The organism is Spirosoma luteolum (assembly GCF_054778875.1).
In genome coordinates this window covers 501,496-528,278 of sequence record NZ_BAAGZE010000005.1, presented here as the reverse complement: position 1 = coordinate 528,278, position 26,783 = coordinate 501,496, and the positions used below count along the sequence as shown (strand labels likewise).

18 protein-coding genes are annotated in these 26,783 nt (G+C 61.1%); 9 read left to right on the top strand and 9 right to left on the bottom strand.

Translation table 11 applies throughout. The features are described 5' to 3' along the window. Nucleotides 1-9: 9 nt before the first annotated feature. The 5 genes from ACYVAC_RS09835 to uvrA all read left to right on the top strand — a co-directional run bounded on the left by ACYVAC_RS09835 (nt 10) and on the right by uvrA (nt 10,709). Nucleotides 10-1,869: a RagB/SusD family nutrient uptake outer membrane protein gene (locus ACYVAC_RS09835; RefSeq protein ID WP_461097459.1), complete on the top strand. Its 1,860-nt coding sequence runs from the start codon at nt 10-12 to the stop codon at nt 1,867-1,869. Between the two features lie 128 nt (nt 1,870-1,997). Beyond that, the gene (locus ACYVAC_RS09830) at nt 1,998-5,393 is read left to right on the top strand and encodes a VCBS repeat-containing protein (RefSeq protein WP_461097458.1); all 3,396 of its coding nucleotides are present in this window, start codon (nt 1,998-2,000) and stop codon (nt 5,391-5,393) included. Between the two features lie 36 nt (nt 5,394-5,429). Next, nucleotides 5,430-6,740, top strand: a complete 1,311-nt coding sequence (locus ACYVAC_RS09825; protein ID WP_461097457.1) for an McrC family protein — start codon at nt 5,430-5,432, stop codon at nt 6,738-6,740. 42 nt (nt 6,741-6,782) lie between these two features. Further along, complete coding sequence (locus ACYVAC_RS09820) at nt 6,783-8,099, top strand: gluconate:H+ symporter (RefSeq protein ID WP_461097456.1); 1,317 nt, start codon at nt 6,783-6,785, stop codon at nt 8,097-8,099. A 75-nt stretch (nt 8,100-8,174) separates the two neighbouring features. Next, nucleotides 8,175-10,709 (top strand): excinuclease ABC subunit UvrA, encoded by a 2,535-nt coding sequence (gene uvrA, locus ACYVAC_RS09815; protein WP_461097455.1) that lies wholly within the window; start codon nt 8,175-8,177, stop codon nt 10,707-10,709. On the opposite strand, the gene ACYVAC_RS09810 is transcribed toward uvrA, so the two are convergent. Beyond that, complete coding sequence (locus ACYVAC_RS09810; RefSeq protein ID WP_461097454.1) at nt 10,706-11,089, bottom strand: winged helix-turn-helix transcriptional regulator; 384 nt, start codon at nt 11,087-11,089, stop codon at nt 10,706-10,708. The genes uvrA and ACYVAC_RS09810 overlap by 4 nt on opposite strands. Nucleotides 11,090-11,193: 104 nt before the next feature. Here ACYVAC_RS09810 and ACYVAC_RS09805 point away from each other — a divergent pair, with 104 nt between their 5' ends. After that, complete coding sequence (locus ACYVAC_RS09805; protein WP_461097453.1) at nt 11,194-11,553, top strand: DoxX family protein; 360 nt, start codon at nt 11,194-11,196, stop codon at nt 11,551-11,553. Between the two features lie 30 nt (nt 11,554-11,583). Here the strand turns inward: ACYVAC_RS09805 and ACYVAC_RS09800 are convergent, their stop codons facing one another. Continuing rightward, nucleotides 11,584-12,237 carry a Yip1 family protein gene (locus ACYVAC_RS09800; RefSeq protein ID WP_461097452.1) on the bottom strand — a complete coding sequence of 218 codons (654 nt, stop codon included), beginning with the start codon at nt 12,235-12,237 and terminating at the stop codon, nt 11,584-11,586. Nucleotides 12,238-12,263: 26 nt separating this feature from the next. Then, on the bottom strand, nt 12,264-13,601 hold the full coding sequence (locus ACYVAC_RS09795; protein WP_461097451.1) for a S1C family serine protease: 1,338 nt from the start codon (nt 13,599-13,601) through the stop codon (nt 12,264-12,266). Between the two features lie 198 nt (nt 13,602-13,799). Between ACYVAC_RS09795 and ACYVAC_RS09790 the strand changes: the two genes are divergently transcribed. Then, a complete protein-coding gene (locus ACYVAC_RS09790) occupies nt 13,800-14,468 on the top strand; it encodes an SGNH/GDSL hydrolase family protein (RefSeq protein WP_461097450.1) in 669 nt (222 codons plus the stop codon). Nucleotides 14,469-14,470: 2 nt separating this feature from the next. Here ACYVAC_RS09790 and ACYVAC_RS09785 read toward each other — a convergent pair whose 3' ends face one another. Next, nucleotides 14,471-15,934 carry a hypothetical protein gene (locus ACYVAC_RS09785; protein WP_461097449.1) on the bottom strand — a complete coding sequence of 488 codons (1,464 nt, stop codon included), beginning with the start codon at nt 15,932-15,934 and terminating at the stop codon, nt 14,471-14,473. A 268-nt stretch (nt 15,935-16,202) separates the two neighbouring features. On the opposite strand from ACYVAC_RS09785, the gene ACYVAC_RS09780 reads away from it, so the two are divergent. Beyond that, entirely contained in the window at nt 16,203-17,045 is an 843-nt protein-coding gene (locus ACYVAC_RS09780; RefSeq protein ID WP_461097447.1) for an endonuclease/exonuclease/phosphatase family protein, read from the top strand. A gap of 80 nt (nt 17,046-17,125) precedes the next feature. On the opposite strand, the gene ACYVAC_RS09775 is transcribed toward ACYVAC_RS09780, so the two are convergent. The 3 genes from ACYVAC_RS09775 to ACYVAC_RS09765 all read right to left on the bottom strand — a co-directional run bounded on the left by ACYVAC_RS09775 (nt 17,126) and on the right by ACYVAC_RS09765 (nt 20,973). Next, nucleotides 17,126-17,905 carry a DUF2490 domain-containing protein gene (locus tag ACYVAC_RS09775; RefSeq protein WP_461097446.1) on the bottom strand — a complete coding sequence of 260 codons (780 nt, stop codon included), beginning with the start codon at nt 17,903-17,905 and terminating at the stop codon, nt 17,126-17,128. 98 nt (nt 17,906-18,003) lie between these two features. Next, nucleotides 18,004-20,142 carry an outer membrane protein assembly factor BamB family protein gene (locus ACYVAC_RS09770; protein ID WP_461097445.1) on the bottom strand — a complete coding sequence of 713 codons (2,139 nt, stop codon included), beginning with the start codon at nt 20,140-20,142 and terminating at the stop codon, nt 18,004-18,006. 81 nt (nt 20,143-20,223) lie between these two features. After that, nucleotides 20,224-20,973, bottom strand: coding sequence for a TIGR04283 family arsenosugar biosynthesis glycosyltransferase (locus ACYVAC_RS09765; protein WP_461097444.1), 750 nt, complete (start codon nt 20,971-20,973; stop codon nt 20,224-20,226). A gap of 154 nt (nt 20,974-21,127) precedes the next feature. Here ACYVAC_RS09765 and ACYVAC_RS09760 point away from each other — a divergent pair, with 154 nt between their 5' ends. Beyond that, nucleotides 21,128-22,699 carry a hydroxymethylglutaryl-CoA reductase gene (locus ACYVAC_RS09760; protein ID WP_461097443.1) on the top strand — a complete coding sequence of 524 codons (1,572 nt, stop codon included), beginning with the start codon at nt 21,128-21,130 and terminating at the stop codon, nt 22,697-22,699. An 83-nt stretch (nt 22,700-22,782) separates the two neighbouring features. Here the strand turns inward: ACYVAC_RS09760 and ACYVAC_RS09755 are convergent, their stop codons facing one another. Next, nucleotides 22,783-24,804, bottom strand: coding sequence for a hypothetical protein (locus ACYVAC_RS09755; protein WP_461097442.1), 2,022 nt, complete (start codon nt 24,802-24,804; stop codon nt 22,783-22,785). 293 nt (nt 24,805-25,097) lie between these two features. After that, nucleotides 25,098-26,621 (bottom strand): DEAD/DEAH box helicase, encoded by a 1,524-nt coding sequence (locus tag ACYVAC_RS09750; RefSeq protein WP_461097441.1) that lies wholly within the window; start codon nt 26,619-26,621, stop codon nt 25,098-25,100. Nucleotides 26,622-26,783 lie beyond the last annotated feature (162 nt).

Here is a 26,783-nt window from a genome sequence, read left to right as displayed (position 1 = left end):
TTATCTGATATGATACGCAATTTTAAAACAATAAGTCTGGCGCTCCTGATGGCTTCGATGGCTGTCACGGGTTGCAACGATGATTTCGTCAACACCCAGCCCCTCGATCAGGTAGCCGGTTCGGCCGTCTGGAACGATGCCGCGCTGGCCGAGGCTTTCGTCACGGGCATCTACGCCGGGCTGGGGCAGGGCGGTTTCAACGAGCAGCAGCTGGCCTCACTGACCGACGAAACGCTCTTTACCCACCCGGGTCGGGGTATTACAACCATCACGGAGTCGCGGTCGAACCCCGCCGATGCCGGCTGGATCAACGAAACCATCGACTGGAACAATATGTACCTGCGCATCCGGGCCTGTAACCTGGCGCTGGAGAATCTGGCCAAACCGGGCTTTACCAACACGAACAAAATCGTGGAGCGGCTGACGGGTGAAGCCAAGTTTATGCGGGCTTATTATTACCAGCAGCTGGTGCGCTACTACGGCGGGGTGCCGCTGATCAGTAAGTCGTACGGACTCGGTGAGGCTGATTACACGACGCCCCGCAACACGATGGAAGAGTGTATCAACTTCATCGTGAAAGACTGCGATGAGGCTGCTGCGCTGCTCAAAGGCCAGTCGCTGGCCAAGGGCCGGGCCAACGAAGCGGCTGCTTTGGCGCTGAAGTCGCGGATTCTGGTCTATGCCGCCAGCGATCTCTACGACGCGGCCACGGCCAAGAGCAAATCGTCGACCCATGCCGCCTTTGCCAAGCCTGAACTGCTGGGGTACACCTCCGGCAGCCGGGCCGAACGCTGGCAGAAAGCCAAAGATGCGGCCAAGGCCGTACTCGACCTGACCAGCTACGGCTCGCAGCTCAACCTGGCCGCGCCAGCCTCGAAAGAAGACGGTACGACCAACTACATGAACATCGCCCTGTCGCGCAACGGCGGGGAGAAAGACGTGATTTTCTCGCGTTCGTTTATCAACGGGAAGCAGGAAGGGGGCGGTCAGCAGGGGCTTTTCAACGGTCCCAACGGCTACCACAACTGGGCGGGTAATACGCCCGTATCGCTGCTGGTCGATGACTATGAGATGATGGACGGCTCGAAATTCAGCTGGAGCGATCCGGCCAAAGCCACCACGCCCTACGTTAACCGCGATCCCCGTTTCTACGGTTCGATTCTGTACGACGGAGCGCCCTGGAAACCCCGTACGGCCGACGTAGCTGGCAAGGACCCCGCCAACCAGATTCAGACCGGCCAGTACGAAATCACGAGCGGCAGCGGCAAGGTAAACGTGGCTGGTCTCGATACCCGTAAGAGTACGGTCGAAGACTGGAACGGCAGCTACACGGGTTACTACATGCGTAAGTTTATCGATCCCAACCCGGCTATTGTCGACCAGAACACCTTCCAGGAAATTCCCTGGCCGTTCTTCCGCTATACCGAAGCGGTGTTCAACTACGCCGAAGCCTGTATCGAGCTGGGGCAGGATGCCGAAGCCCGCACGTGGCTGAACAAAATCCGCTACCGCGCCGGTATGCCCGCCCTGACCGAATCGGGCGATGCCCTGCGGCAGCGTTACCGCAACGAACGCCGGGTCGAGATGGTGTTTGAAGAGCAGCGCTACCACGATGCCCGCCGGTGGATGATTGCACCCGCCACGCTGGGCCGCAAAGCCAACGGAATCAACGTGACCGGAACGCTCAAGCCCGGCAAATCGGTGTCGCTCTACCGCTACGACCCCACCAGTTACGACTACTCGTATAAAGTATTTGAAATCGATCCCGGTAAGGAAAACCGCACCTGGCTCGACAAGATGTACTTCCTGCCGATCAGTCGTGACGAAATGAACCGGAATAATAAACTGGTGCAAAACCCAGGCTATTAATTTCCTGGCCACGGCCTGATGTACCGGTGCCAACGATGCCAGCGCTTTCGAGTGCTGGCATTTTTGGTTATGTTTAACGACTCGATCGCCCGCCGTACCCGTAACGTGCGGTTTTACTGACCCCTTCCGTGAAACGCTTACCTTATTTTGCTTTGGCCGCCGGCCTGCTGCTGGCGGCTGGCTGCCGGCCCTCGACCGACTCAACGGCAACCGGCCAGCCCGCCGAACCCCCCGCCGGCCCCCCGCTCTTTACGCTCCTGTCGCCCGACCAGACGGGCATTACCTTCGCCAATAACCTTACCGAAGGGCTTAATACCAACATCCTGATGTATGAGTACTTCTACAACGGGGCGGGCGTTGCCACCGGCGACCTCAACGGCGACGGCCTGGATGATGTGTATTTCAGCGGCAACATGGTACCCAACCAGCTGTACCTGAACAAAGGGGGCATGCGGTTTGCCGACATAACGGCGGCCGCCGGAGCCGCCGGGCGCGAAGGCCCCTGGCGTACCGGCGTGTCGATGGCCGACGTAAACGGCGATGGGCGGCTCGATCTGTTTCTGTGCTACTCGGGCAATGTGCGCCCCGAAAAACGCAGTCCGCAACTGCTGATCAACGACGGACCCGACGCGCAGGGCGTTCCTCACTTCAGCGACCAGACCGCTCGCTTTGGCCTCGACAAACCTGCTCAGAGCACGCAGGGCACCTTTTTCGACTACGACAACGATGGTGATCTCGACCTTTTTCTGCTGAACCATAACCCCAAATCACTACCCGTACTCGATCAGGTCAGTACGGCCGCGCTGCGCAAACAAAGCAGTCCCGAGATCGGGATGCGGCTGTTCCGAAATACGGGCAACCACTTCACCGACGTAACCGAGCGGTCGGGGCTGAGCAGTTCGGTACTGAGTTATGGCCTCGGCGCGGGCGTGTCGGACCTGAACGGCGATGGCTGGGCCGATATCTACGTATCCAACGATTATTCGGTGCCCGACTACCTCTACCTCAACAACCACGACGGTACCTTCACCGATGAACTGGGTAAGAGCATGGGTCATACGTCGAACTTCTCGATGGGCAACGACGTGGCCGATGTCGACAACGACGCCCGCCCCGACATTGTCACGCTCGACATGCTGCCCGAAGACAACCGCCGGCAGAAGCTGCTGATGGGGGCCGACAACTACGAGAAATTTGCCTTTACGGTGCAGTCGGGTTTTCATCATCAGTACATGCGCAACATGCTGCACCTGAATCAGGGGTCGGTTGGTGCGCGTCGGGCGGGGCGGTTGCCGGCCTTCGCCGAAACGGGGCAGCTGGCGGGCATTTCCAACACCGACTGGAGCTGGGCACCGCTGCTCGCCGACTACGACAACGATGGCTGGAAAGACCTCTATATCACAAACGGCTACGTGCGTGACTATACCAACCAGGATTTTCTGAAGTTCATGAACGACTTCATGCAGAACCGCCCGGCCAACCCCACGCGGGAAGATGTGCTGAACCTGGTGCAGAAAATGCCGTCGTCGAACGTAGCCAACTACATGTTTCACAACGAAAGCGGCCGTCCCGATGCGGGGGTTCGTTTCGCCAATATTGGCAAAGCGTGGGGACTCGATCAGGTGTCGAACAGTACGGGCGCGGCCTACGCCGACCTGGACAACGACGGCGACCTGGATCTGGTGGTCAACAACACCAACCAGCCGGCGTATGTCTTTCAGAACAAGAGCAACAGCGTTCGCAAACACCACTACCTGAGCATCCGGCTGGTTGGCAGCGGGGGCAATACGCAGGGGGTAGGCGCTGCCGTGACGGTGTACCGGGCGGGCCGGCAGCAGTACGTAGAGCAGATGCCTACGCGCGGCTACCAGTCGAGCGTATCGCCCCGGCTGCACGTAGGGCTCGGCACCGATCCCATCATCGACTCGGTGCGGGTGGTCTGGCCAGGCGGCAAACAGCAGCTGCTCACCGGTGTCAAGGCCGATCAGCTGCTGACGCTTAAGCAAACCGATGCCCGCACTACCTACCGCGCGCCCGGGTCGGCCCCGGCGCTGTTTAAACCCATAGCCACGCCACTGGCGCACAGCTACCCGGCCGTAACGACCAACGATTTCAAACGGCAGCCGCTGCTCGTCAATGCGCAGTCGTTTGGTGGGCCCTGCCTGACCAAAGCCGACGTAAACGGCGACGGGCGGGAAGATGTGTATGCCGGAGGCAGCAGTGGTCAGCCGGGGGCCTTGTTTCTGCAGCAGGCCGATGGCCGGTTCAGCCGCAAACCGGTACCCGCCTTCGACGCCGACCGGCAGGCCGAGGATACCGACGCCGTATTTTTCGACGCCAATGGCGACGGCAAGCCCGACCTGTACGTGTGCAGTGGTGGCTACGGTACGTTCGAGCCCAACGATGCCCGGCTGCAGGACCGGCTCTACCTGAACGATGGTACCGGCACCTTTACGAAAGCCGCCGATGCTCTGCCGGTTATGCATACGAGCACGAGTTGCGCCCGCGTGGCCGATGTGAACGGCGATGGTAAACCCGATCTGTTTGTGGGCGGTCGGGTGGTACCGGGCCGGTATCCCGAAGCCCCCCGCAGCTACCTGCTCATCAACAACGGGGCGGGGCGGTTCAGCGATCAGACGGCGCGGCTGGCGCCCATGCTCACTACCATTGGCATGGTAACCGATGCCGCCTGGGCCGATCTAAACAACGACCGTCGGCCCGAGCTTGTGGTAGTAGGTGAGTGGATGCCCGTGACGGTGCTGAGCGGCCAGCCCGACCATACGCTCACCGACCAGACCACAGCCCTGCTCGGCACCGAATACCGGGGCTGGTGGAACAAACTGCTCGTCGACGATCTGAATGGCGATGGGCGGCCCGATCTGGTAATCGGCAACCAGGGGCTGAATACCCAGTGCCGCGCCACCGACCGCGAACCGGCCGAGCTGGTGTACAAGGATTTCGATAACAACGGCAAAATCGACCCGGTGCTTTGCCTGTACGTGCAGGGCAAAAGCTACCCCCACGCCACACGCGATGAACTGCTCGATCAGGTGAGTATGCTGCGGAAACGCTTTGTCAACTACGACAGCTACGCCAATGCTACCCTGACCGACGTATTTACGGCCGACGAGTTGAAAGATGCCAAACGCCTGACCGCCAATCGGCTGCAGACGCTCTGCCTGCTTAGCTCGGCCGGGGGGAAGCTGACGGAAACGGCGCTGCCCCTGCCTGCCCAGGTGGCACCGGTGTTTACGATTACCGCGCTCGACTACGACCACGACGGTCGTAAAGACCTGTTGCTGTGCGGCAACACGATGCAGACCCGGCTGCGCTTTGGCCGTGCCGATGCCAACGCGGGCGTGCTGCTGCGTAATGCCGGCGGGGGACGATTTACAGCCGTATCCCAGCAGGTATCGGGGTTCCGGCTCACGGGCGATGTGCGGAGTGTGGTATCGATAGGCAATACGCTGTTGTTCGGTATCAACCAGCAGCCGGTGCAGGCCTACAGCCCCGTCAGCCGCTGAACCGGTTGCCCCGAACGGCTGTTTACGCTCGTACCCATGGCCCGTCGAACGCAGTTACCCATCGAAATTACTGAACAGAGCGTGCTGGTCGCGTCGTCCCTGACCGACGACGCTGTGGGGCCGGTCAGCCCGACTCCCGAGGGCGTCACGCCCTTGCCGGCGACTGCCTTTGCCGGCTTGCGGGCCTACGCCCTCGACCCGGCGGGTGGAGCCGACTGGCTGACGCTTTTCACCCGAAAAGGGCAGGAGGCCATCCGGATCGGCCCCTACGTGGGGCTGATTCAGCTGGCCGATGGTACTCAGCTCGATATACTGCCCAAAATCGGCACGCCCGCTCAGGCCCGATCAGCGCTGCTGACCATGCTGCGCTACCTGCCCAACACGCCCTTTCGAACCCTGCCTATGGTGCCCAGCGGGCCCGGCCGACTGCCACTCTGGGACGTGTTTGTGCTCGCGTTTCTGGACACGCTGACGACGCTCAGCCAGCAGGGGCTGCAACGGGCCTACTGCCCGACGGAACAGAACGAACCTGTCTGGAAAGGGGCGTTTCAGGCGGCCCGGCACCTGCGCGAAAATGCTGGCCATGCCGAGCGACTGGCCATGCGCTACGACCAGCTGACGGTCAATGTGCCGGCCAACCGGTTGCTGAAAACAGCCCTGCTATCGGTCGACGGGCGGCTGCAGGGCTCGCCCGTGCGGGCGCGGGTGCGCCAATGGCTGGGCTGGCTCGATGCGGTGCCTCCCTCGGCCAGCGTGGCCGCCGATGGGCGGGCCTGCCAGCGGCTGGGACGGCTCTTCAGCCGCTACGGGCCGGCCTTGCGCTGGGCCGAGGTACTGCTGGGGGGGATGGCCTTCGGGGCGCAGCGCGGCACGATCGACAGCCCCGCGCTGCTGTTTCCGATGGCACGGGTGTTCGAAGCCTACGTGGCCCACGGTGTGCGTACCTACTGGCCCGATGCCGGCCGGGTAACGGTGCAGGAAAGCTCGGCCCACCTGGTCGATCAGCACGGCGGCACGCCCCGATTCCGGCTGCGGCCCGACCTGCTCATCCGGCAGACCGACGGCCGGGTGCTGGTGCTCGACACCAAGTGGAAAGCGCTCGACAGCACCGACCGGCGCGGTATGTATGGCATCGACCAGGCCGACCTCTACCAGCTCTACGCCTACGGCAAGAAGTACGGCGCGGCCCACCTGTTTCTAATTTATCCGGCCAGCGACACCTTTCGCGAGCCGCTCGACCTCTTTGGCTACGATCCCGATACGCACCTGCACGTGCTGCCCTTCGACCCGGCGCAGCCCCTGGCGGCAGAAGTAGAAAAACTGGCGCAGTACGCTTTATCGGCCTGACACACACCGGGTGTGTTCTGCACCTTCCCTGCCTCTTCCCGTATGCCGCTTATTCTGACGCTGGTCGGTATCCTGACCCTGGTTTTTCTGGTGGCCATTGCCCGGCTCGACACGTTTATTTCCTTTGTGCTTGTCGCACTCGGCATTGGGCTGGCATCGGGCATGGATGTGGTGGCCGTCGGGAAGTCGATTCAGGCGGGCATCGGCAGTACCCTGGGCGATCTGGTCCTGATTATCGGCTTCGGGGCCATGCTGGGCCGGCTGGTGGCCGAGAGCGGAGCCGCCCGGCGCATCACCAATGTACTCATCGGGTTGTTTGGCGTAAAGCACATCCGGTGGGGGCTGGCGCTGGCCGGCTTTGTAGTGGGGATTCCGCTGTTCTACAACGCCGGCTTTATCATCGTGGTCCCGCTGATTTTTACCATTGCGGCTTCGTCGGGGCTGCCGCTGCTCTCGGTGGCCATTCCCATGCTGACAGCCCTGTCGGTGGCACATGGTTATTTGCCGCCCCACCCGTCGCCCTCGGCGGTGGCGGCCCAGCTCAACGCCAACCTGGGCCTCACCCTGATCTACGGTATTATCGTGGCCATTCCGGCTATCATTGTGGCGGGGCCGCTGTTCGGCAAAACGCTGATGAACACCCGGGCCACACCCAACCGCGACCTGTTCAATAGCCGCGACGTACCCGACCACGATTTGCCGGGCGCGGGCATCAGCTTTTTTGTGGCCCTGCTGCCCGTGTTGCTGCTCACCACGTTTGGCCCCCTCAAAAACGCCGTGCCCGACGAGTCGGCACTGAAGCCACTCGTTACGCTGCTGGCCGAGCCCTACATGGGCATGCTGCTGTCGGTGCTGACGGCCATGTACGCGCTGGGTATCCGGCGGGGCCTGAGCATGGGGGAGGTGACCAAAGACCTGGAGGAGGCCGTGAAGGCCGTGGCACCCATTCTGCTGACCATTGCCGGGGCGGGGGCGCTGAAGCAGATTTTCAGCGACAGCGGCACCAGCAAATACATCGGCAGCCTGCTGGCCGGGGTCGACATTCCGCCCCTGCTGCTGGCCTGGGGCATGGCTGCGTTCATTCGTGTCTGCGTGGGGTCGGCTACCGTAGCGGGGCTCACCACGGTAGGCATCATTCTGCCCCTGATCGAGTCGCAACCCATTAAGCCTGAGCTGATGGTGCTGGCGATCGGGTCGGGGAGTCTGATGTTCTCGCACATCAACGACCCGGCGTTCTGGCTTTATAAACAGTATTTCAACCTCACCATCGGCCAGACCATCCGCAGCTGGTCGGTGATGGAAACACTGGTATCGGTGCTGGGGTTGCTGGGCGTACTGGCGCTCAATCTGGTGGTCTAGGGCCGATGGCATAACCTTATACCCGTCTTTTGGGGTTAAGCATAGGCAGTGTGTATGCAACGACACTGCTACACGATGCACAACGAACCACCAGCTTCCACCACCGAAATCCAGACCGGCTTTGTCCGGGTAGCCGGTGCCCGCGAAAATAACCTGCGTAACGTAAACCTGTCGATTCCGCGCGATGCCCTGGTGGTGTTTACGGGCGTATCGGGATCGGGGAAATCTAGCCTGGCGTTCGGCACCCTCTACGCCGAAGCCCAGCGCCGGTACCTCGAATCGGTATCGCCCTACGCCCGGCGGCTGTTCAACCAGATGGCCGTACCCGATGTCGACGAGATCGACGGGCTGCCCCCGGCGGTGGCCCTGCAACAGCAGCGGGGCGCCCCCACCACACGTTCGTCGGTGGGCAGCGTAACCACACTGGCCAACCTAATCCGGATGCTGTATTCGCGGGCGGGCGATTACCCCGCCGGCCAGTCGATTCTCTACGCCGAATCGTTTTCACCCAACACGCCCGAAGGGGCCTGCCCCGAGTGCCACGGGCTGGGACGGGTATATGACGTGACGGAAGAAACCATGGTGCCCGATCCGTCGCTGTCGATCCGGGAGCGGGCCATTGCCGCCTGGCCCACCGCCTGGCACGGGCAGAATCTGCGCGAAATCCTGATTACGCTCGGCTACGACATCGACACACCCTGGCGCGATCTGCCCAGAAAAGACCGCGACTGGATTCTGTTTACCGACGAGCAGCCCGTGGTGCCGGTGTATTCGGGCTGGGAACGCCCCGAGGTAGAGCGGGCACTCAAACGTAAACTCACGCCCAGTTACATGGGCACCTTCACGGGCGCCCGTAAATACGTGATGCAGACCTTTGCCACCACGACCAGCGCCCTGATGAAAAAACGGGTGTCGCAGTTCATGCGCAGCGCTGACTGCCCGGTCTGCCACGGCAAGCGGCTCCGTCAGGAGTCGCTGTCGGTTACCTTCGCTGGGCTCGATATTGCCCAGCTGGCGCAACTGCCGCTGGCCGATCTGGCCGACCGGCTGCAGCCCTACGCCGACCCGGAAAAACCAAGTCTGAAAACGCTGGCCCGGACGGCGCCCGAAAAAGCGGTGGTGATCGAACGCATCGCAGCCGACCTGACGGCGCGTCTCGACGTGCTGCTCGATCTGGGACTGGGGTATCTCTCACTCGACCGGAGTACGCCCACGCTGTCGCCCGGCGAGCTGCAGCGGTTGCGCCTGGCCACCCAGGTGCGCTCCAATCTGTTCGGGGTGGTCTATGTGCTCGACGAACCTTCGGCGGGCCTGCACCCCGCCGATACCCAGGCGCTGCTGCGGGCTCTCGACCGGCTGAAGGCGTCGGGCAATTCGCTGTTTGTGGTCGAGCACGAACTGGACGTAATTCGCCGGGCCGACTGGATTGTCGACGTGGGGCCGGATGCGGGCGAACGGGGCGGGCAGGTACTGTACAGTGGGCCGCCCGAAGGACTGATGGGCGTGGCCGCGTCGAAAACGGCGCCATACCTGTTCGACAATCGACCCTTTGCGAGCCCTGATCCACGCCCGGCTGTGGGCTGGCTACGGCTGACGGGCGTTACGCGAAACAACCTGAACAGCCTCGACGTGGCGTTTCCACTTGGCGTGCTGACCTCCGTAACGGGGGTGTCGGGCTCGGGTAAGTCAACGCTGGTCAGTCAGGTGCTGGTCGAGCTGGTGGCCGATGCGCTGGGGAGCGAACGGCCGGCGGAGGAGGAAGGTGACCTCCTGCAGGACGCCCAACCGGTCACGCTGGGCGGCCGTATCGAGACGGGACTCGACCGAATCCGGCGGCTTGTGCAGGTCGATCAGAAGCCTATTGGGCGCACCCCCCGGTCGAATCTGGCCACTTATACCGGTTTATTCGATCACGTGCGGAAACTCTTTGCCGGCACCAAACTGGCCCGGTCGCGCCAGTACGATGCCGGCCGGTTTTCGTTCAATGTGGCCAAAGGGCGCTGCGCCAAGTGCCAGGGCGAAGGCATGGTTATGGTCGAGCTGCTGTTTCTGCCGAGTGTTTATACGCCCTGCCCGGTTTGTCACGGCGCCCGTTATAACGCCAAAACGCTGGAGGTAACCTACCGCGATAAATCCATTGCCGATGTGCTGGGCCTGACCGTCGACGAAGCCTACGACTTTTTTGATGAAGAACCGACGATTCGGCGGTCGCTGCACGTGCTGCGCGAGGTGGGGCTGGGTTATCTGCGGCTGGGTCAGTCGGCTACCGAACTGTCGGGGGGGGAGGCTCAGCGCATCAAGCTGGCTACCGAGCTACAGCGCGTTGGCCACGGCAACACGCTCTACATCCTCGACGAACCAACGACGGGCCTGCATCCGGCCGACGTGGAAAAGCTGGTGGCGCAGCTCGACGGGCTGGTCGAAGCCGGTAATACCGTGATTGTGGTCGAGCACGACATGCGTGTGGTGGCCGGCAGCGACTGGGTTATCGACATCGGGCCGGGGGCGGGTGTGGCCGGCGGTCAGATTGTGGCCGAGGGGCCGCCCCGGCAGGTAGCCCGGTCGACCAGAAGCCGCACGGCACCTTACCTCCGCCGTTTTCTGGGTTAGCGCTCGCGGGCCTGACTGGCCTGCGCCCGAATGGTGGCACGGTGCATCAGGCCCCAGTCGTGCAGGGCGCTGATTACGTTTTTCAGCGTATGGCTGTAGGGCGTCAGCTCGTAGGTGATCAGAATGGCCGGATCGGTCTGTACGCTGCGTTTCACAAATCCATTCAGTTCGAGTTCCTTCAACTCATTGGACAGCACCCGGGCCGAAAGGCCAGGAATGGCGCGCTGGAGTTCGTTGAACCGCAGCCGCGCTCCCGACAGGGCAATAATGATCCGGAGTTTCCACTTGCCGCCAATGGCGTAGAGTGCATCGCCAACGGCCATCAGGCTGTTTTCACACTGGGTAGGGGCCGACTGGTCGGGCAGCAATCGTTCGGGCATTGTCATCGCAGAGAGCACTAAACAAAAGGATACTGGTTACCTTTTGTTTAGTGCTAACAAAAGGTAAGCGAATGTATATAGTTTTGCCCGAAATAGCTAAACAGATGACTGTACGAAAAGGAATGACGATGGGCGTAACGGCCCTGGCTGCCCTCATGGTGGTGGGCAGCGGTATCATGAAACTGATTGGAAGCGATCAGGTGGTACCTACACTGGAAAAGGTGGGGGTAGGCCCCTACATCACGGGTCTGGGTCTGATGGAAATTGGCTTCACCGCCCTGTTTCTCTATCCAAAGACCATGAAAATTGGCTTCGTGCTGCTGTCGTGCTATTTCGCGGGTGCCATGGCCACGGAGCTGTCGCACAATGGCCCCGTTCTGAACGCGGCTATTCCGTTGGTGCTGGTATGGGTGGCCGCCTTGCTGCGCGATCCACAGGTGCTGCTGCCTTCGGCCGAAGCCTGACCATACAGTGATGACTGCCCGCCCAGTGCATTACAGCAGCTTGGCGGGCAGCACGATCAGCAGGACAACGGCGATCAGGATGAGGGCGGGCAGCACCAGATTCAGAATGGCTTTGCCGGTCGAGAACCGCTGCAGCTCGGCCGTCGCAATGACAAACAGCGATGCTGTCCAGAGTTGCAGCACAAACTGAACCATAAACGTAAAGGCCCCAAGTGCTCCCACGCCAAAGCCATTGCTCAGCACCGCGTTGTCTTCCTGAAAAAGCCGCTCTCCGTAGAGGCCGATCTGCACAATGAGCAGCAGCAGCGTCAGTGCCGACGGAATGCCGGCGTAGGCAAACACCCGCAGCAGCGCCCGCGGCTCGGCCGTGCCGCCCAGCCACTTGCCCGTTTTGCTGATCAGCCACGCGTAGATATAGACCGACAGCCAGCCCCCCAGCGAGCCGCCGATGATGCACAGCAGCACCAGCGCCATCAGCGACATTTTGTCACCGGCGTTCTGTTGCTGAGCCCGATCGAACGCCCGCACCATGCCGTTGAGCACGAGCAGCATCCAGAGGCTCACTTCGTGCTGATGGGCGTCGATGTAGCGGAACATAAGCCGGGGTTCGAGCCAGATCCGGGTAAAGATGTCGCGCTCGCGCAGGTAGTCGGGTGGGGTGGGGTTGGTGTCGTAGGGATTCATGAAATCGATAAAAAAACGCGGTCTGGCTACCGGCCCGAAATGCCCTGGCGGGTACAGCCATTTTTGGTAATGGTAAACTGACCCTGCCAGTGGTAGGTGCTGTTCGAAGCGGTGTAGTTGTAGGTGCCGCTGTTGAGTCGCAACGTGATCGTACCCTCCTGTCCGCAATCGGGACTGGTGTTTCCGTTGAAATACTGGCTCAGGGAACCTACGTCATACCCTTCGACGGTAAACGAAATGGTACCACCCTGGCCGTAGGTCGAGTAAAAGGTAACCGTTCCTTCGTCGGCCGTATCGGCGTAGGCATCGAGGTCGGTTTGGTCAACGGCGTCAAAATCGCGGAGATCGATGTCCGGAAAACAGAAGCTGGTGGCGGTGCAGTCGCCTTCGAGCAGGCTGAATCGTTGAACGGAGTCGGGTATGCGATCGAACACTACCCGGAAATGACTCTGCGTGCCTTTGTAAATGATGCGGGGAGCCGACTGGCGGGGCAGGTCGGTTGAGGTGGCATGATACACCCGACCGCTTTGGTTATCCACCAGCCGGTAATCGTCCATCCAGACCGTTTGGTAGCGTTGGTTGTCGCTTTGGTGCGTGTACGTGAAAAAAAGCACGGTTTTGTCGGCCTGGCTGGCCAGGTAATCGAGCCGAAGGCCGGGCCGGTCGGGGGTAACAATGCCCAGTTCCAGAATACGATCGGCCGACAGCAGGGGGCTGGGGTCGACGGGCTGTACGAGCAGTGCTGCCAGCGGCAGTGGCGTTGAGCGCCGGCTGCGCAGCAGCGCAGTGAGGGCCGACAGGGGCACGGCGAAATTCAGGTTCTGGCCGTCCGTACGCGACAGGACCGCCACACCAATTACCGCCCCCTGTTCATTCAGCACGGGTCCGCCACTGCTGCCGGGCGATACCGGGGCTGTCATCTGGATCAGTTCACGGCCGCCAAAATTGCGCAGACCGCTGACAATACCATCGGAAATGGTGGCGGGCAGGCCTTTGGGCGAACCCATCACAAAAAGGCGTTGCCCCGGCTGTAAACCGGGCTGAGCGAGGGGCAGTGGTGTTGGGCGCAGGGTCGATACCTGCAGCAGTACCAGATCGGCGACACTGTCGACCGCCAGATAGCCATCGACCCGGTGGCGTCCTCCGGTACCATTGGTATAGCAAAAAGCCGCCCGATTCCCTTCGATAACGTGGTAGTTGGTGGCAATGATGCCGGGGGCTACCAGAAAGCCTGAGCCCAGACTCGTCTCGGTTTCGATGGTTACGGTGGCATCGACGGTTTTTCGGTACACCTGCGTGGCGTCCTGGGCCAGAACGGCAAATCGGGTAAGCAGGGCAAGAAGGAGCAGTAGCGACTGTTTCATGGGGTGTGGTGATTCGGGACTGCAAGATAACAGCTGACCCGCTCGCTCCCATCGGAGCCGGGCCGACCGGGTAAAAATTGGCCGGCGCAACGAACAGGTACCCGCATCGGGTCAGTAGAGCTGACCACCGGGATGCTTACGCACAGGGCAGGCCGCAAACGCGTATCTTGCCGCTTCAACCCCAAACCTCAATCACCAATGACCGCTTTCGTTCGGCTGACCGGCGCTCTGGCCTTACTTACGCTGCTGGCTTTCCACGCAGCCACGCCCACCCGCGTTGTTTTCTTCGGCGACTCCATCACCCAGGCCGGCGTGCAGCCCGGCGGCTACATCGACCGGCTGCGCAAACTGATGCCCGCCAGTCAGTACGAGCTGATCGGAGCTGGCATCGGGGGAAACAAGATTTACGACCTTTTCCTGCGTATGGACGAGGACGTGCTGGCCAAAAAGCCCGATGTGGTTGTGATCTGGGTGGGCGTCAACGACGTGTGGCACAAAAGCAGCTTCGGCACCGGCACCGATCCCGACAAGTTTGTGAAGTTCTACGACGCCGTGATTACGAAACTGCAGGCGGCCAACGCTAAAGTAATGCTCTGCACACCCGCGGCCATCGGCGAAAAAACCGATTTCAGCAACCAGCAGGATGGCGACCTGAACCAGTATAGCCAGCTGATCCGCGATCTGGCCAAACGCCGTAATCTGCCGCTGATCGACCTGCGCCGGGCTTTTCTGGACTACAACCTGAAAAATAATCCCGACAATAAGGAAAAAGGCATTCTGACCACCGACCGTGTTCACCTCAACGAGGCTGGCAACCAGCTGGTGGCCGAGCAGATGCAGAAAGCGCTGACCACCAGTCTGCGCTAGGGTCAGCGCTTGCTCAACTGGAGCAGCAGATCCTGCCGGGCCACGGGTGCCGTCAGTACATCGCCCGCCGATACGGTTTCGGCCTTGACAACACCGCCCGTAACGGGATTGGTCCAGACGGCCTGATACGTTCCCTCGGGCAACTGGAGTTGCAGCGTAAAGGGCGTGAGGGCCATGGGTTCGGCATAGATCACCCATCCCCGGTTGCCCGTTTTGAGTGTCCAGGTCATCGCGCCCGGTGCCGCCACTACCAGGGCCGCATCGGGCGCGAGTGTTGTTAGGTCGAGACCATCGAAGAAACGCCTGAGTACACCAAATTGCCGACGCAGGCTGGGGCTCCCCCCGCCGGGTGTGGGGCCGCCCCGGTAGGTCGTATCCTGCCCGGTTTCGGCCCCGACAGCAAACGAATAGTCGAGCTGGTTGAAGAGGCCCCCGCCCGCCATCAGAAAACGCCACGCCTGCCGCCGGTAGGTCTGGTCGGCCTGCCCCGCAAAACCCGTTTCGTTGAAGCCAATTACCCGTTGCAGGGCGTAGTTGTCGGCCACGACCTCGGGCAGGGCGTAGTGAAACGTATAGATGCCCACGTTCGGGTCTGGGTTGTTGATCGGGTAGCGAAAGTTGCTCACGTTCTGCGACATAAGGTGGCGATTGGGCAGGCTTTTTTCTTCGCTCACAATCCAGTCGGCTACCCGGCGCTGCCAGTCGATCGACGCCTGGCTGACTACCTGGATAGTGGCGCGCCACTCGGGCTGGCCCTTGTCGGTCAGGTGGTAGTCGTTACGGATCAGCACGGTGTCCTGCTGATCGGCCCAGGGTTCATTCTGCAATTCGATATAGAAATTGGGAAAATCGTTCAGCTCCCGCACCAGCTTGCGAACATAGGCTTCCTGATAGGCCAGCACGTTGCCGTTCTGGGGCGTATTGGCCACCAGCGGGTTGATGGCGTCGGTCTGGTTGATGTTGTTGGCGGGGTTGAACGGGCTGTAGGGCCAGCCCGTGCCATAATAGGAAGAGAACAGCGTTATTTCGACAATCACCTCCTGCTGCCGGGCTTCGGCCATGAAGCTGCGCAGTCGCTCGAAGTACGCTTCGTCCCAGCGATTCAGATCGAACCGGTTGCCGCCGAGTGCATAGCCGGGCTGCCCACTGCGCGCCCAGGGCAGTACCAGGCGGTTGGCTGCCGGAGCCAGCGTGTTTTTCTGAATGCCAAAGTCGCCCAGCTTCTCTACGTAGGCACCCGTAAAAAGCCGGGTCGTGTTGAGCCCGTCGTTGCGCAGGGTCTGGAGATAGCGCCTGTAATCGAAGTCGAGATTGATAACCCCGCCGTAATGCTCACCGGAGCCAATCAGCAGCAGCGGACGACCGTTGTACTGGAGGTAATGTGGATTCTGGGGCAACAACTGAAGCGGCTGGGCCGCCAGCCGGGTTGCCAGGGCAATCAGCAGCAGACTGGTGAGCAAACGCATGGAGCGTAACGGTCGGTTAAGGCTAATAGACAGGGAAACAGCGGGTCAAGTTACGGGAAAACTGCACGCTACCGCATTAGCAGCCAGTGTTGCGCAGTGAGTGAATAAGAGTCGGTAACGATTTGGTAATGACAGGCACGCGGCTATACCTAAGCTGCTTCCTACATTTGGGGTTAGCCAGCATCTGCGTGGTAAGCTTGTTCCACCGAGTAGACTGGCCTGGGATGTTGTGTTTTCCCCACCAAACGTTATGTCAACTGTACTGTTTATGCGTATTCGACTTGCCTGCTTTGCCCTGTGTATGGGGCTGATGCAATCCCTGTTTGCCCAGCAGAAAGCCTCCATCTGTGTCGCTTCCTACAACCTGCGCTTCAACACCGCCAGCGACGGTGCCAACGCCTGGCCCAACCGCCGGGAGATGGTCAGGAGCCTGATCCGGTTCCACGGCTTCGACATCATCGGCACGCAGGAGGCCCTGCGCGGACAGCTCACCGATCTAACCGAACTCGAGGGCTTTGCCTTCCTGGGTAAAGGCCGAGACGATGGCAAAGAAGCCGGTGAACATTCGGCCATTGTGTATCGAAAAGATCGCTTCACCGTGCTGCAGTCGGGCGATTTCTGGCTCAGCCAGACCCCCGATGTGCCCGGCAAAGGCTGGGATGCTACCTGCTGCAACCGCATCTGCAGCTGGGCGCACTTCCGCGATCGGCAGACCGGTCGGTCGTTCTACTTCTTCAGCGCCCACTTCGATCACCAGGGCGTCGAAGCCCGGCGGCAGTCGGGGCGGCTGATGGTCGATAAAATCCGGGCGATTGCGAAAAATGAACCGGTTATTTTTGTAGGCGATCTGAACTCCACACCCGATACCGAGCAGGTCAAAACCATTCAGACTCTGCTCCGCGACGCGTATCAGGTAACGGCCCAGCCACCCTACGGTCCGGTTGGTACATTCAACGGCTTCAAGCTGACGGCCCCCCTGACCGACCGCATCGACTACGTGTTCGTGAGCAAACCGATTCGGGTGCTGCAATACGGCGTACTGACCGATAACCTCGATGGACGTTTCCCGTCGGATCATTTGCCGGTAATGGTCAAGGCCGTCATCGATTGAGAGAGCCGCCCCTGCACAGAAAGCCCCGTTGCCGGCAACAGGCTGCTGGCAACGGGGCTTTGTTTTCAGCTAACGGCTGACTAGCGCCGGCGCCCCAAATCGAGGTCGTAGTTGATGTTAAGCCGGAAACCGTTGTTCATCTCAAAAACAGGTTTGCCGGTAACCGGGTCTGAATCGGGGTGCTGGCTGATCTGGTTGAGGTAGTTGAGTTCGAGCTGCAGGTTGTCGTGAACCTGGTAGCCCAGTCCGCCCGAAAGGCGGTTCTGATTGAAAATGTTGTTGCCCACGTTCTGGCCGAAGCCAATAAACAGTTCGTCGAAAAAGTTGACGTACCATTCGCCATCGTCGATGGTGCGGCCCTGAATCGGCAGCTGCCCGGCCACCTGATACCGGGCCCGGTTCTGGTATTCCCAACCGACGATCCGGCGCGGATTACGGTCGTCGCCCTGCCCGAGCCAGCGCTGTTCGAGCCGGAACCGATGGGTCAGTTTTAACATGCCCAGCTGATCGCTCAACTGAATCTGTTCGTGCGTGCGCTGCTCGATGGTGGGTACGCCCGCGTCGGCCACGGGATAGTCGCCATAGGGGTAGGTTGTAAAAAAGGTGTAGCCACCGCCCGCCTTCACGCGATCACCCAGCTTGTAGTCGGCACCGAGCCGGGCCAGCGACTGCTGCCAGTTGGTAATAAAACCTACCCGTCGCCACTGGTATTCGGTATGCAGGGTCCAGCGGTCGCTCAGCGTGTGGTCGCCGTTGTAGGTAAACCAGCCGATGGCGTTGCGGTCGATTACGCGGCTTTGTTGCCCGAAGGCGGTTTGCAGCAGAAAACACAGGGGCAGTAATAAACGAAGTACGGGCATGCAGCAAACAGTTCGGGTGCGTACGGTAAACCCGGTTTCGTTCAGAAGAGTTACGGACGCCTAGTCGGTCAGCCGGCCTGGCGCCCGCCCGAAGCCGGTCAGGGCAGGGCAAAGGCCACGTACTGGTTTCCTTTCCGGGTGCCCAGTTTGGTGCCCCCGCAGGCAATGACCACGTATTGTTTGCCGCCTGCCTGGTAAGTGGCGGGGGTGGCAAAGCCCGCAGCGGGCAGGGTTGTCTGCCAGAGCAGTTTGCCCGTTTGCTTATCGAACGCCCTGAATTGGCCGTCTTTGGTGGCGGCAATAAAGAGCAGGCCCGAGGCCGTAACCACCGGTCCGCCGTAGTTTTCGGTACCGGTAAGGGGGCCTTTCCCGCCGGGATTGGCCCGTTCGTCGTTGCCCAGCGGCAGGGTCCAGCGGTAGGTACCCGTGTTAAGGTCGATGGCACTAAGCGTACCCCAGGGCGGCACGATGGCCGGCAGGCCCCGGCTGTCCTGAAATTTGTTGTAGCCCGTGATCTTGTAGGGTACATACGGCTGCGTCGACGGTTTGGCACTGCCCGACACCTCCCGCTTCTCATCGCCAAACAAAAACGCGATCAGGGCCTGTTTCTCCTCGGCCGACAGACTGGGGAAACCGGGCATCATGCCCTTGCCGTTGCTGATAAGCTGCGAGACGTAGGCCCGGTCGCGCCGGTCGCCGATGTTGACCAGCGAGGGGTAGCCACTCCGGGCGTTGCCTTTGCGCTCCGGGCCGTGGCACGACACGCACGACTGGGTGTACACGCGCTCGCCGGGGCTCAGGTGAGCCAGGGCATCCTGCCGCGGAGCGTCGATCAGGGTAAACAGCCAGGGCACATCGTTGGCGTTGACGTAGAGGGTGCCTTCGGGGTCGGCTGCGGCCCCGCCCCACTCGCCCCCGCCGTCGGTACCCGGAAACATCAGGCTGCCCCGCTTGCTCATCGGTTCGAAGGGGCGTTTACCAATCCGCCGGAACACGGCCAGGAGCGAATCGTGGTCGGGGCCGCGCCGGATGTCGATTTCGGTCATGCTCTGCCGGGCAAAGGGGGCGGGTCTGAGCGGCAGCGGCTGCGTAGGCCAGCTGTGTTCGCCGGGCAGGGTCGATTTGGGCACGGGCGTTTCCCGAATCGGAAACAGGGGGCGGCCCGTTACCCGGTCGAATACGTAAATGTGGCCCGTTTTGGTAATCTGCGCCACGGCGTCGATGGGGCGGGGTTTGCCGTCGGGGCCGGGCTGAGTAAGGGTAAGCAGGTTGGGCGGGGCCGGAAAGTCACGATCCCAGATGTCGTGGTGAACGGCCTGAAAATGCCACAGCCGTTTGCCGGTGCGGGCATCGAGGGCCAGCAGGCAGTTGGCAAACAGGTTTTTGCCTTTGCGGTTGCCGCCGTAGAAGTCGAACGCGGCCGAGCCGGTCGGTACGTACACGATACCCCGGCGTCGGTCGATGGCCATGCCCGCCCAGTTGTTGGCGGCCCCGATGGCGGGGTTGCGGTAGGCGTCTTTCGGCCAGGTCTCGTAGCCATAGTCGCCGGGTCTGGGAATCGTCCGGAACGTCCAGGCCAGCTTGCCGGTGCGCACGTTGAACGCCCGGATGTAACCCGGAGCCGCGTCGGTTCCTTCCGACACGCGCACCGGCATAATCAGCAGATCGTTGTAGAGGGTACCGGGTGTGTTGGAGATAATGAATTTGTCGGCGTGGGCCGCGCCAAGGCCGTCGTGCAGATCGGCGTGGCCATCGGTGCCAAAGGTAGCAATCGGCTTGCCGGTGCGGGCGTCGAGGGCGTAGAGCAGCGGCCCCACGGTGTACAGAATACGCTGATCGCTCTTGTCGGCCGACGCCCAGTAGGTAACGCCACGGCTGGTGCTGTGCCAGACCTTCAGCTTGTCGCCAAACGTCCAGATTTCGCGGCCCGTAGCGGCATCGAGCGCAAAAGCCTGTACCGTGGGCGATACGCCGTAGAGCACCCTGTCGACCACGATCGGGTTTGTCTGAATCTGCCCGCTGTCGGCGCAGCTGTAGGTCCAGGCCACCCGCAACTGGTTCACGTTGGCCGGGCTGATCTGCGTCAGGGCAGAATAATGGTTGCGGTCGGGCCCGCCCAGATACTCACCCCAGTTGGTGTCGTCGTTGGGTGCGTGGTCGGTGACATTCTGGCGGAAACTGACCCAGCTCAGCAGTAGCAGGCTGAGCGCAAACAGGCTAAGGCGAAGCGAAGGCATCGGGTTGGGGCGTGTCAGACCGGCAGGAACGGGTACCGGCGGGTAGCAAGATACGAAAAGCCAGCCCAGCCCCGACGCATCTCAGCGAATGTCGTCGAACCAGCGTTTCAGCCGGTCGGGTGGGTAGCCTACCCCCCACAAAAAGCCGATGGCCAGGTAGATGCCATTGGCTTTCCAGAAGCCCCACCGCGCCACCCGCCGGTCCGACGATTCGACCACGCGGTTGATCTGGCGAACCCGTCCGAAGCGCACAATCTTGAGCAGAAAGTCGGCTTCTTCCATGATGGGCATATCGGCGGTGAAGCCGCCCACGGCGGTAAACTGCGCTCGCCGGCAGAAAATGGCCTGATCGCCAAATAGCAGCCGCGCGCCCCTAAACACAAACAGGTGGGGCCGGAAGAGCAGGGGGGCGTAGTAGGTTTTGAGGTAGTTGTGCAACGAGGTGAGCCAGCTGGTGCTGTGGGCCCCGCGCATAATAGAAATAAAGCCGCCGGCGGCCGTTCTGGGGTTACTCAGGGTATGGTCGATCACGCGCAGTGCATCGTCAGGCAGGGTAGTGTCGGCGTGCAGAAAGCACAGCAGGTCGCCCCCGGCCACAGCGGCCCCCGCGTTCATCTGGGCGGCCCGGCTGGCATGCTGCCCCCGCACAATGTGCAGCGACCGGAAGCAGGGCCGCATGGCGTCGGCCAGCTGTAGCGTGCGGTCGGTGCTGCCCCCGTCGCTGATAATGATGTCGACGGGTTCGGGGCTGAGCCGCTGCAGCCAGCGCAGGGTGCGGGGTAAATGGGCTTCTTCGTTAAACGTGGGAATGATGATCGATACGCCGGCCATAGAGAGGAAACAGGGGCAGGGCTGCCCATCGGTGCAGTTGCTGCGTACGAGAGGAAAGTCCCGAAGGGGCGGATAAGTTTAAAAATCTGCGGCAAAATCGACAATTTGGACGTCCCACGCCATTACTATAGCCTGGCTGGTTTATCCGTATTGTATGTTTCGATTTATTCCGGCCGTTCTGGTCCGGCAGCTGTACACGCGCAGCAGCCTGCGCAACACCGCCGACGGCTTCACGTTTTCGCTCAAAAATCGCCTGGCCGATGCCCGGTTTACCGGTCTGGTCTACGCCCGTATCGACGGTGTGGATTACCCGGCTTCGGCCTTCACACTCGAACCCGAGGGTGCCGACCCTATGCCGCTGTTGGCTATTTCCGCCGATCGGCCTCTGGCCTTTCCGCTGCGCCGGTCGGTGCGGGTCCGGGCCACGGGGCAGCCGCTCGCGCCCGGTACCCATCGGCTCGCCATTCAGCTCCAGACCCAGCCGTTTGGCTTGATTACCCTGACGGTCGACGATGAGCTGCAGCCGGCGGAGCCGCTATCCGCAGTACCGGCTGCCTCGACCATTCCGCGCGATCCCGTCGATGATTACAGTGCCGGTGCGGTGGCGGCCCGGCAGGCTTTTCTGGCCGACTTTACCCAAACCCAGCCACAGCATCTGACCCAGCCGTCGTTCGATCCGGCAGTAGCGCGGGGCAATTGCGAACACTTTGTAGGGGTGGCGCAGGTGCCCATTGGGCTGGCCGGCCCGCTCCGCGTCAACGGCGAACACGCGCAGGGCGATTTCTTGATTCCAATGGCGACCACCGAGGGTACGCTGGTGGCCAGCTACAACCGGGGTATCAAACTCATCAACCACAGCGGGGGCGTGCGCTGTACTGTGCAGGACGACGCCATGCAGCGCGCCCCCGTGTTCGTGTTTGCCGATGCCCGGCAGGCCCGCGACTTTGTGCGCTGGGTCGAGTCGCAGCAGGGGGCGCTGGCGGCCGAAGCCGCGTCGACCTCACGCTTTGCCCGCCTGCAGTACATCGACAGTTACCTGGCCGGCAAACTGGCGTTTCTGCGATTTGGCTACACCACGGGCGATGCGGCCGGGCAGAATATGGTAAGTAAAGCCACCCTGGCGGCCTGCAACTACATTCTCGAGCACTACGGAGAACGGGTGCCGGGGGCTATCGAGCATTTCTACCTCGAATCGAACATGGCTACCGATAAGAAGCCGTCGCAGCTTAACATCCTGCGGTCGCGGGGCAAACGCGTGACGGCCGAAATCCGGATTCCGCGCGCGCTGCTCATTCAGGAGCTGCAGGTCGAGCCTGAACAGCTGGTGCGCCACGCCCGCGTGGGCGACGTGGGGGCGCGGCTGGCGGGTACCAACAACAACGGCCTGCACTCGGTCAACGGGCTGGCGGCCCTGTTTATCGCCACCGGGCAGGATGTGGCCTGCCTGGCCGAATCGTCGGCGGCCATTACGTATTCTGAAATCACGTCCGACGGCGACCTCTACGGTTCCGTGACGCTACCCTCGCTGATTGTGGGTACGGTGGGGGGCGGCACCAGCCTGCCCACCCAGCGCGAATGCCTGGAACTGATGGGCTGCTACGGCGACGGCAAGGCCCTAAAACTGGCCGAGATCATGGCCGGCGTGGTAGTGGCCGGTGAGCTGTCGCTGGCGGCTGCCATCTCCTCGCTCGACTGGGTATCGAGCCACGACGCCACGCGGGGCTAGCGCCGTTCGGGTCGACTACTCATCAAAAAAAGCCGCTCCCCAGGCTGGGAAGCGGCTTTTTGGTGTATCAGACTGTTGGTGTTCTAGTTGGTCCGCAGCAGCTTGAGGGTCTGGCGCTGGGTGGGCGTGCTCACCTGTAACAGCAGCATGCCAGCCGCTGATTGGCCAATCCGGAGCGTCTGGCGCTCCAGGGCAGCGCTCTGGGGCAGCACCCGCTCAGCGATGGGATGGCCCTGAGCGTCGGTCAGGCGCAGGTGCAGGGGCTGGCCTTCGGCACCCCGAATTTCGAGGCTCACCGTCTCGCCCGCCACGGGGTTACCCAGCACCGTCACCGTCAGGGGCACCTCGGGGCGTACGCCCTGGCGGGCATTGGCCTGGCAGGCGGCCAGCCAGTTGTAGGCGAAGGTGCTGGTGTTGCCGCTCTGGGTGGCGCTCAGCGTGATGACGGGGTTGTCGGTGTAGACGCGCAGCGAGTAAGGCCCGGGCTGGGTGGTGGCCCGCATTTCGTTGACCACCGAGAAGCTGATGGGCGTGTTGTCCTGACCGGCGTAGGTGGGTTGAAAGATAAGCTGGCGCTGGCCGGGGCCCGTCTCGTTGCAGCCCAGGGTGCTGGCCCCGGTGATGGCGAACGGGGTCGGCGTTGGTGTGGGCGTTGGTGTCGGCGTACCGGCCTGGCAGGCGGCCAGCCAGTTGTAGGCGAAGGTGCTGGTTTTGCCGCTCTGGTTGGCGCTCAGGGTAACGACGGGGTTATCAGTGTAGACCCTGAGCGAGTAGGGCCCGGGCTGGGTGGTGGGCAGCATCTCGTTGACCACCGAGAAGCTCACGGGCGTGTTGTCCTGGCCGGCGTAGGTGGGCTGGAAGATGAGCTGGCGCTGGCCGGGACCCGTTTCTGTACAGTTCACGGTGCTGGCCCCGGTGATGGCAAAGGCAGGGGCAGAGGACAGGATTTGGGCGACGCGGTTGCGGGCTGTACCGTTGTAACTACTAAAAGCCCCGCCTATCAGAAGTTTACCGTCTGTATTCAGTACCAAACTGCTGACAAAATTATCCAGGCCTGTACCGGGGTCGAAACCGATATCCAGTGCACCACTGGTATTGAGCCGGGCAATGCGATTACGGGCCATATTGTTGACAGTGGTAAAGTCACCTCCAATCAGAATTTTGCCATCCGTCTGTATTGCCACGCTCCGGACCTGGTCGTTAGCGCCCGCGCCGGGGTCAAAACTTGTGTCCAGGGTACCATCTGTATTGAGCCGGGCGATGCGGTTACGGGTCGTACTGTTGACCATGGTAAACGTACCACCCATGAGCACTTTACCATCAGCCTGTATCGCAATATTCCGGACTTGGTTGTTAACGTCCGTCCCAAAGCCCGTATCGAGAGAACCATCAGTCTTAAGCCTGGCAATGTTGTTATGGCTTACGCCGTTTACGGTGGTGAAAAAACCGCCAATGAGAATCTTGCCGTCGGCTTGCACCCCTAAACTATATACAGACATATTAACACCCCCGCCAGTATTGAATTCGGAGTCGAGGGTACCATTGGCATTGAGCCGCGCGATGCGGCCGCAGGGGGTGCCGTTGACGGTAGTAAAGAATCCGCCAATGAGGATCTTGCCATCGGCCTGCAAGGCAACACTCTGTACGGCGTCATCGGTGCCAGTGCCGGGATTAAATCCAGGATCAAGGGAGCCATCTGCATTTAGCCGGGCAATGCGATTTTGAGTTGCGCCGTTGACGGTTGTAAAGTTTCCGCCAATGAGGATCTTGCCATCGGCCTGCACCACTATGCTGTTGACAGGGGCATTGACATTAGTGCTGAACCCTGTATCCACTGAGCCGTCGGCGTTAAGCCGGGCCAGGTAGTTTCGAGTGGTACCATTAACGGTAGTAAAGAACCCGCCCAGGAGGACCTTGCCATCGGCTTGCAGGGTTGTGTTATAAACAGGTCCATTGGGGCCTGTTCCAGGGCTGAAGGTGGGATCTAGCGTTTGGGACCGAGCCTGGACGCTCCATAGTATGATTAAAAGTGGCAATAGCCAATTTCGAAAGGAGATGAGCGTAAGGTGTCGGAGAGCATCCGAAGTAAATAAATGTGTGGACATATTGTAGTAAATGTGTGTACTAATGACTAGTTGATGCTTACTGCTGGAATGCCTCAAGTCACCAAATGTTTGCTTTTAATAAGCAAAGAAAGATATTGGGTCGGTTAATATGAACCTTTGATGACGTGTTTTTTCAGTTTCGGTCCAGTTTTACAACATTTTTTTAGTTTAGAAACTGTTGATACATGTAAAGCACAACTAGGCCTGTTGCAATCTTAGATACAGCTGCCCGGTAACGCAAAAAGCCACGATCTGGGTCGTGGCTTTTTGCGCAGGTGTTGGGCCAGTAAGCCCTAGTAATTCTTGTCCGATGAGCCAAAGTCCAGGTACCGGCTGTTGCCCGAGCCCCGGCTAGGTCGCTCGCTACGGCTCTCGGGGCGGCTGTTGCTGTCGCGTCGGTCTCTGTCGCGGCTGGCGGCTGGTTTGGCGGGCCGGCTGCTGGTATCGCGGGGGGCACCCATCGACTGACCACCACCACTCCGCTGACCGCCGTTCTGTGGACTACCCTGGCGGCCACTATCACTGCGTTGGCCACTACCGCGATTTCCACCGCTATTGCGATGGCCGGCAGTCCGATTGCCGTCGCCCTGGGGTCGGCCATCGAATTGCCGGCCACCACCACCACCCTGTCGACCCTGCCGTTGGGGCGGGGCGGGCGTTACTTTGGTGGTATCGAAATCGGGCGGAAACGGATGGTTTTCGATGACCGGCACGCGCTTGCCAATCAGCTTGTGAATGTCGCGCAGGTATTCGGTTTCCTCGGCGTCGCAAAACGACAGCGCGATGCCATCGTGGCCGGCGCGGCCGGTTCGGCCAATGCGGTGCACGTAGGTTTCGGGAATGTTGGGCAACTCGTAGTTGATGACGTGCGACAGTTCATCGACATCGATCCCCCGGGCGGCAATATCGGTCGCCACCAGCACCCGCGTTTCGCCACTCTTGAAATTTGTCAGCGCACGCTGCCGGGCATTCTGCGACTTGTTGCCGTGAATGGCTTCGGCCTTAAAGCCACTCCTGACCAGGTCTTTCACCACCTTGTCGGCCCCGTGTTTGGTGCGGGCAAAGACCAGCGCCGATTTCACGCTGGCATCGTCGAGGATATGGGCCAGCAGCTTACGCTTGTCGTCTTTACCCACAAAATAAAGCGCCTGGTCGATGGTATCGGCCGTCGACGAAACGGGCGTTACTTCCACCTTGGCAGGTTTGTTCAGGATCGTGTCGGCCAGTTTCGCCACATCGGGGGGCATCGTCGCCGAGAAAAACAGCGACTGGCGCTGCGCGGGCAGCTTGGCAATCACTTTCTTCACGTCGTGGATGAAGCCCATGTCGAGCATCCGGTCGGCTTCGTCGAGTACGAAGAACTGAATGTCGCGCAGGCTGATAAAGCCCTGGTTCATGAGGTCGAGCAGACGACCGGGGGTGGCCGTCAGAATATCGATACCCGCTTTGAGTGTGTTGACCTGGGCGTGTTGCGAGACACCGCCGAAGATTACGGCGTGGCGCAGGCCGAGGTGCCGACCGTAGGCAGCAAAACTCTCGTCGATCTGGATTGCCAACTCGCGGGTAGGTGTCATCACCAGCGTTTTGATGCGCCGGGGGCCACCGGTGGTTTTGGCCCGGTCGTCGTGAAGCAGTTGCAGAATGGGAATGGCAAAGGCAGCGGTTTTGCCGGTGCCGGTTTGCGCGCAGCCGAGCAGATCACGGCGTTCGAGCAAATACGGAATAGCCTGTTGCTGAATGGGGGTGGGCGTGGTGTAGCCTTCTTCGGCGAGCGCCTTCAGAATGGGCTCAGCCAGGGATAAATCGGAAAATTGCATGGAAAAGGTGGACGTCGGTAGGCGAGGGTGACACACCCGCTTTGGGAGTAAGAAAATCAGCCGGCATCCAACGTCGTAATAACAGTTATGAGGATACAACCCCGTCTGTACAAAGAAAGTGCCACAACGGCCCGGTCAGGGCGGCTGTGGCACAGTAAGCGT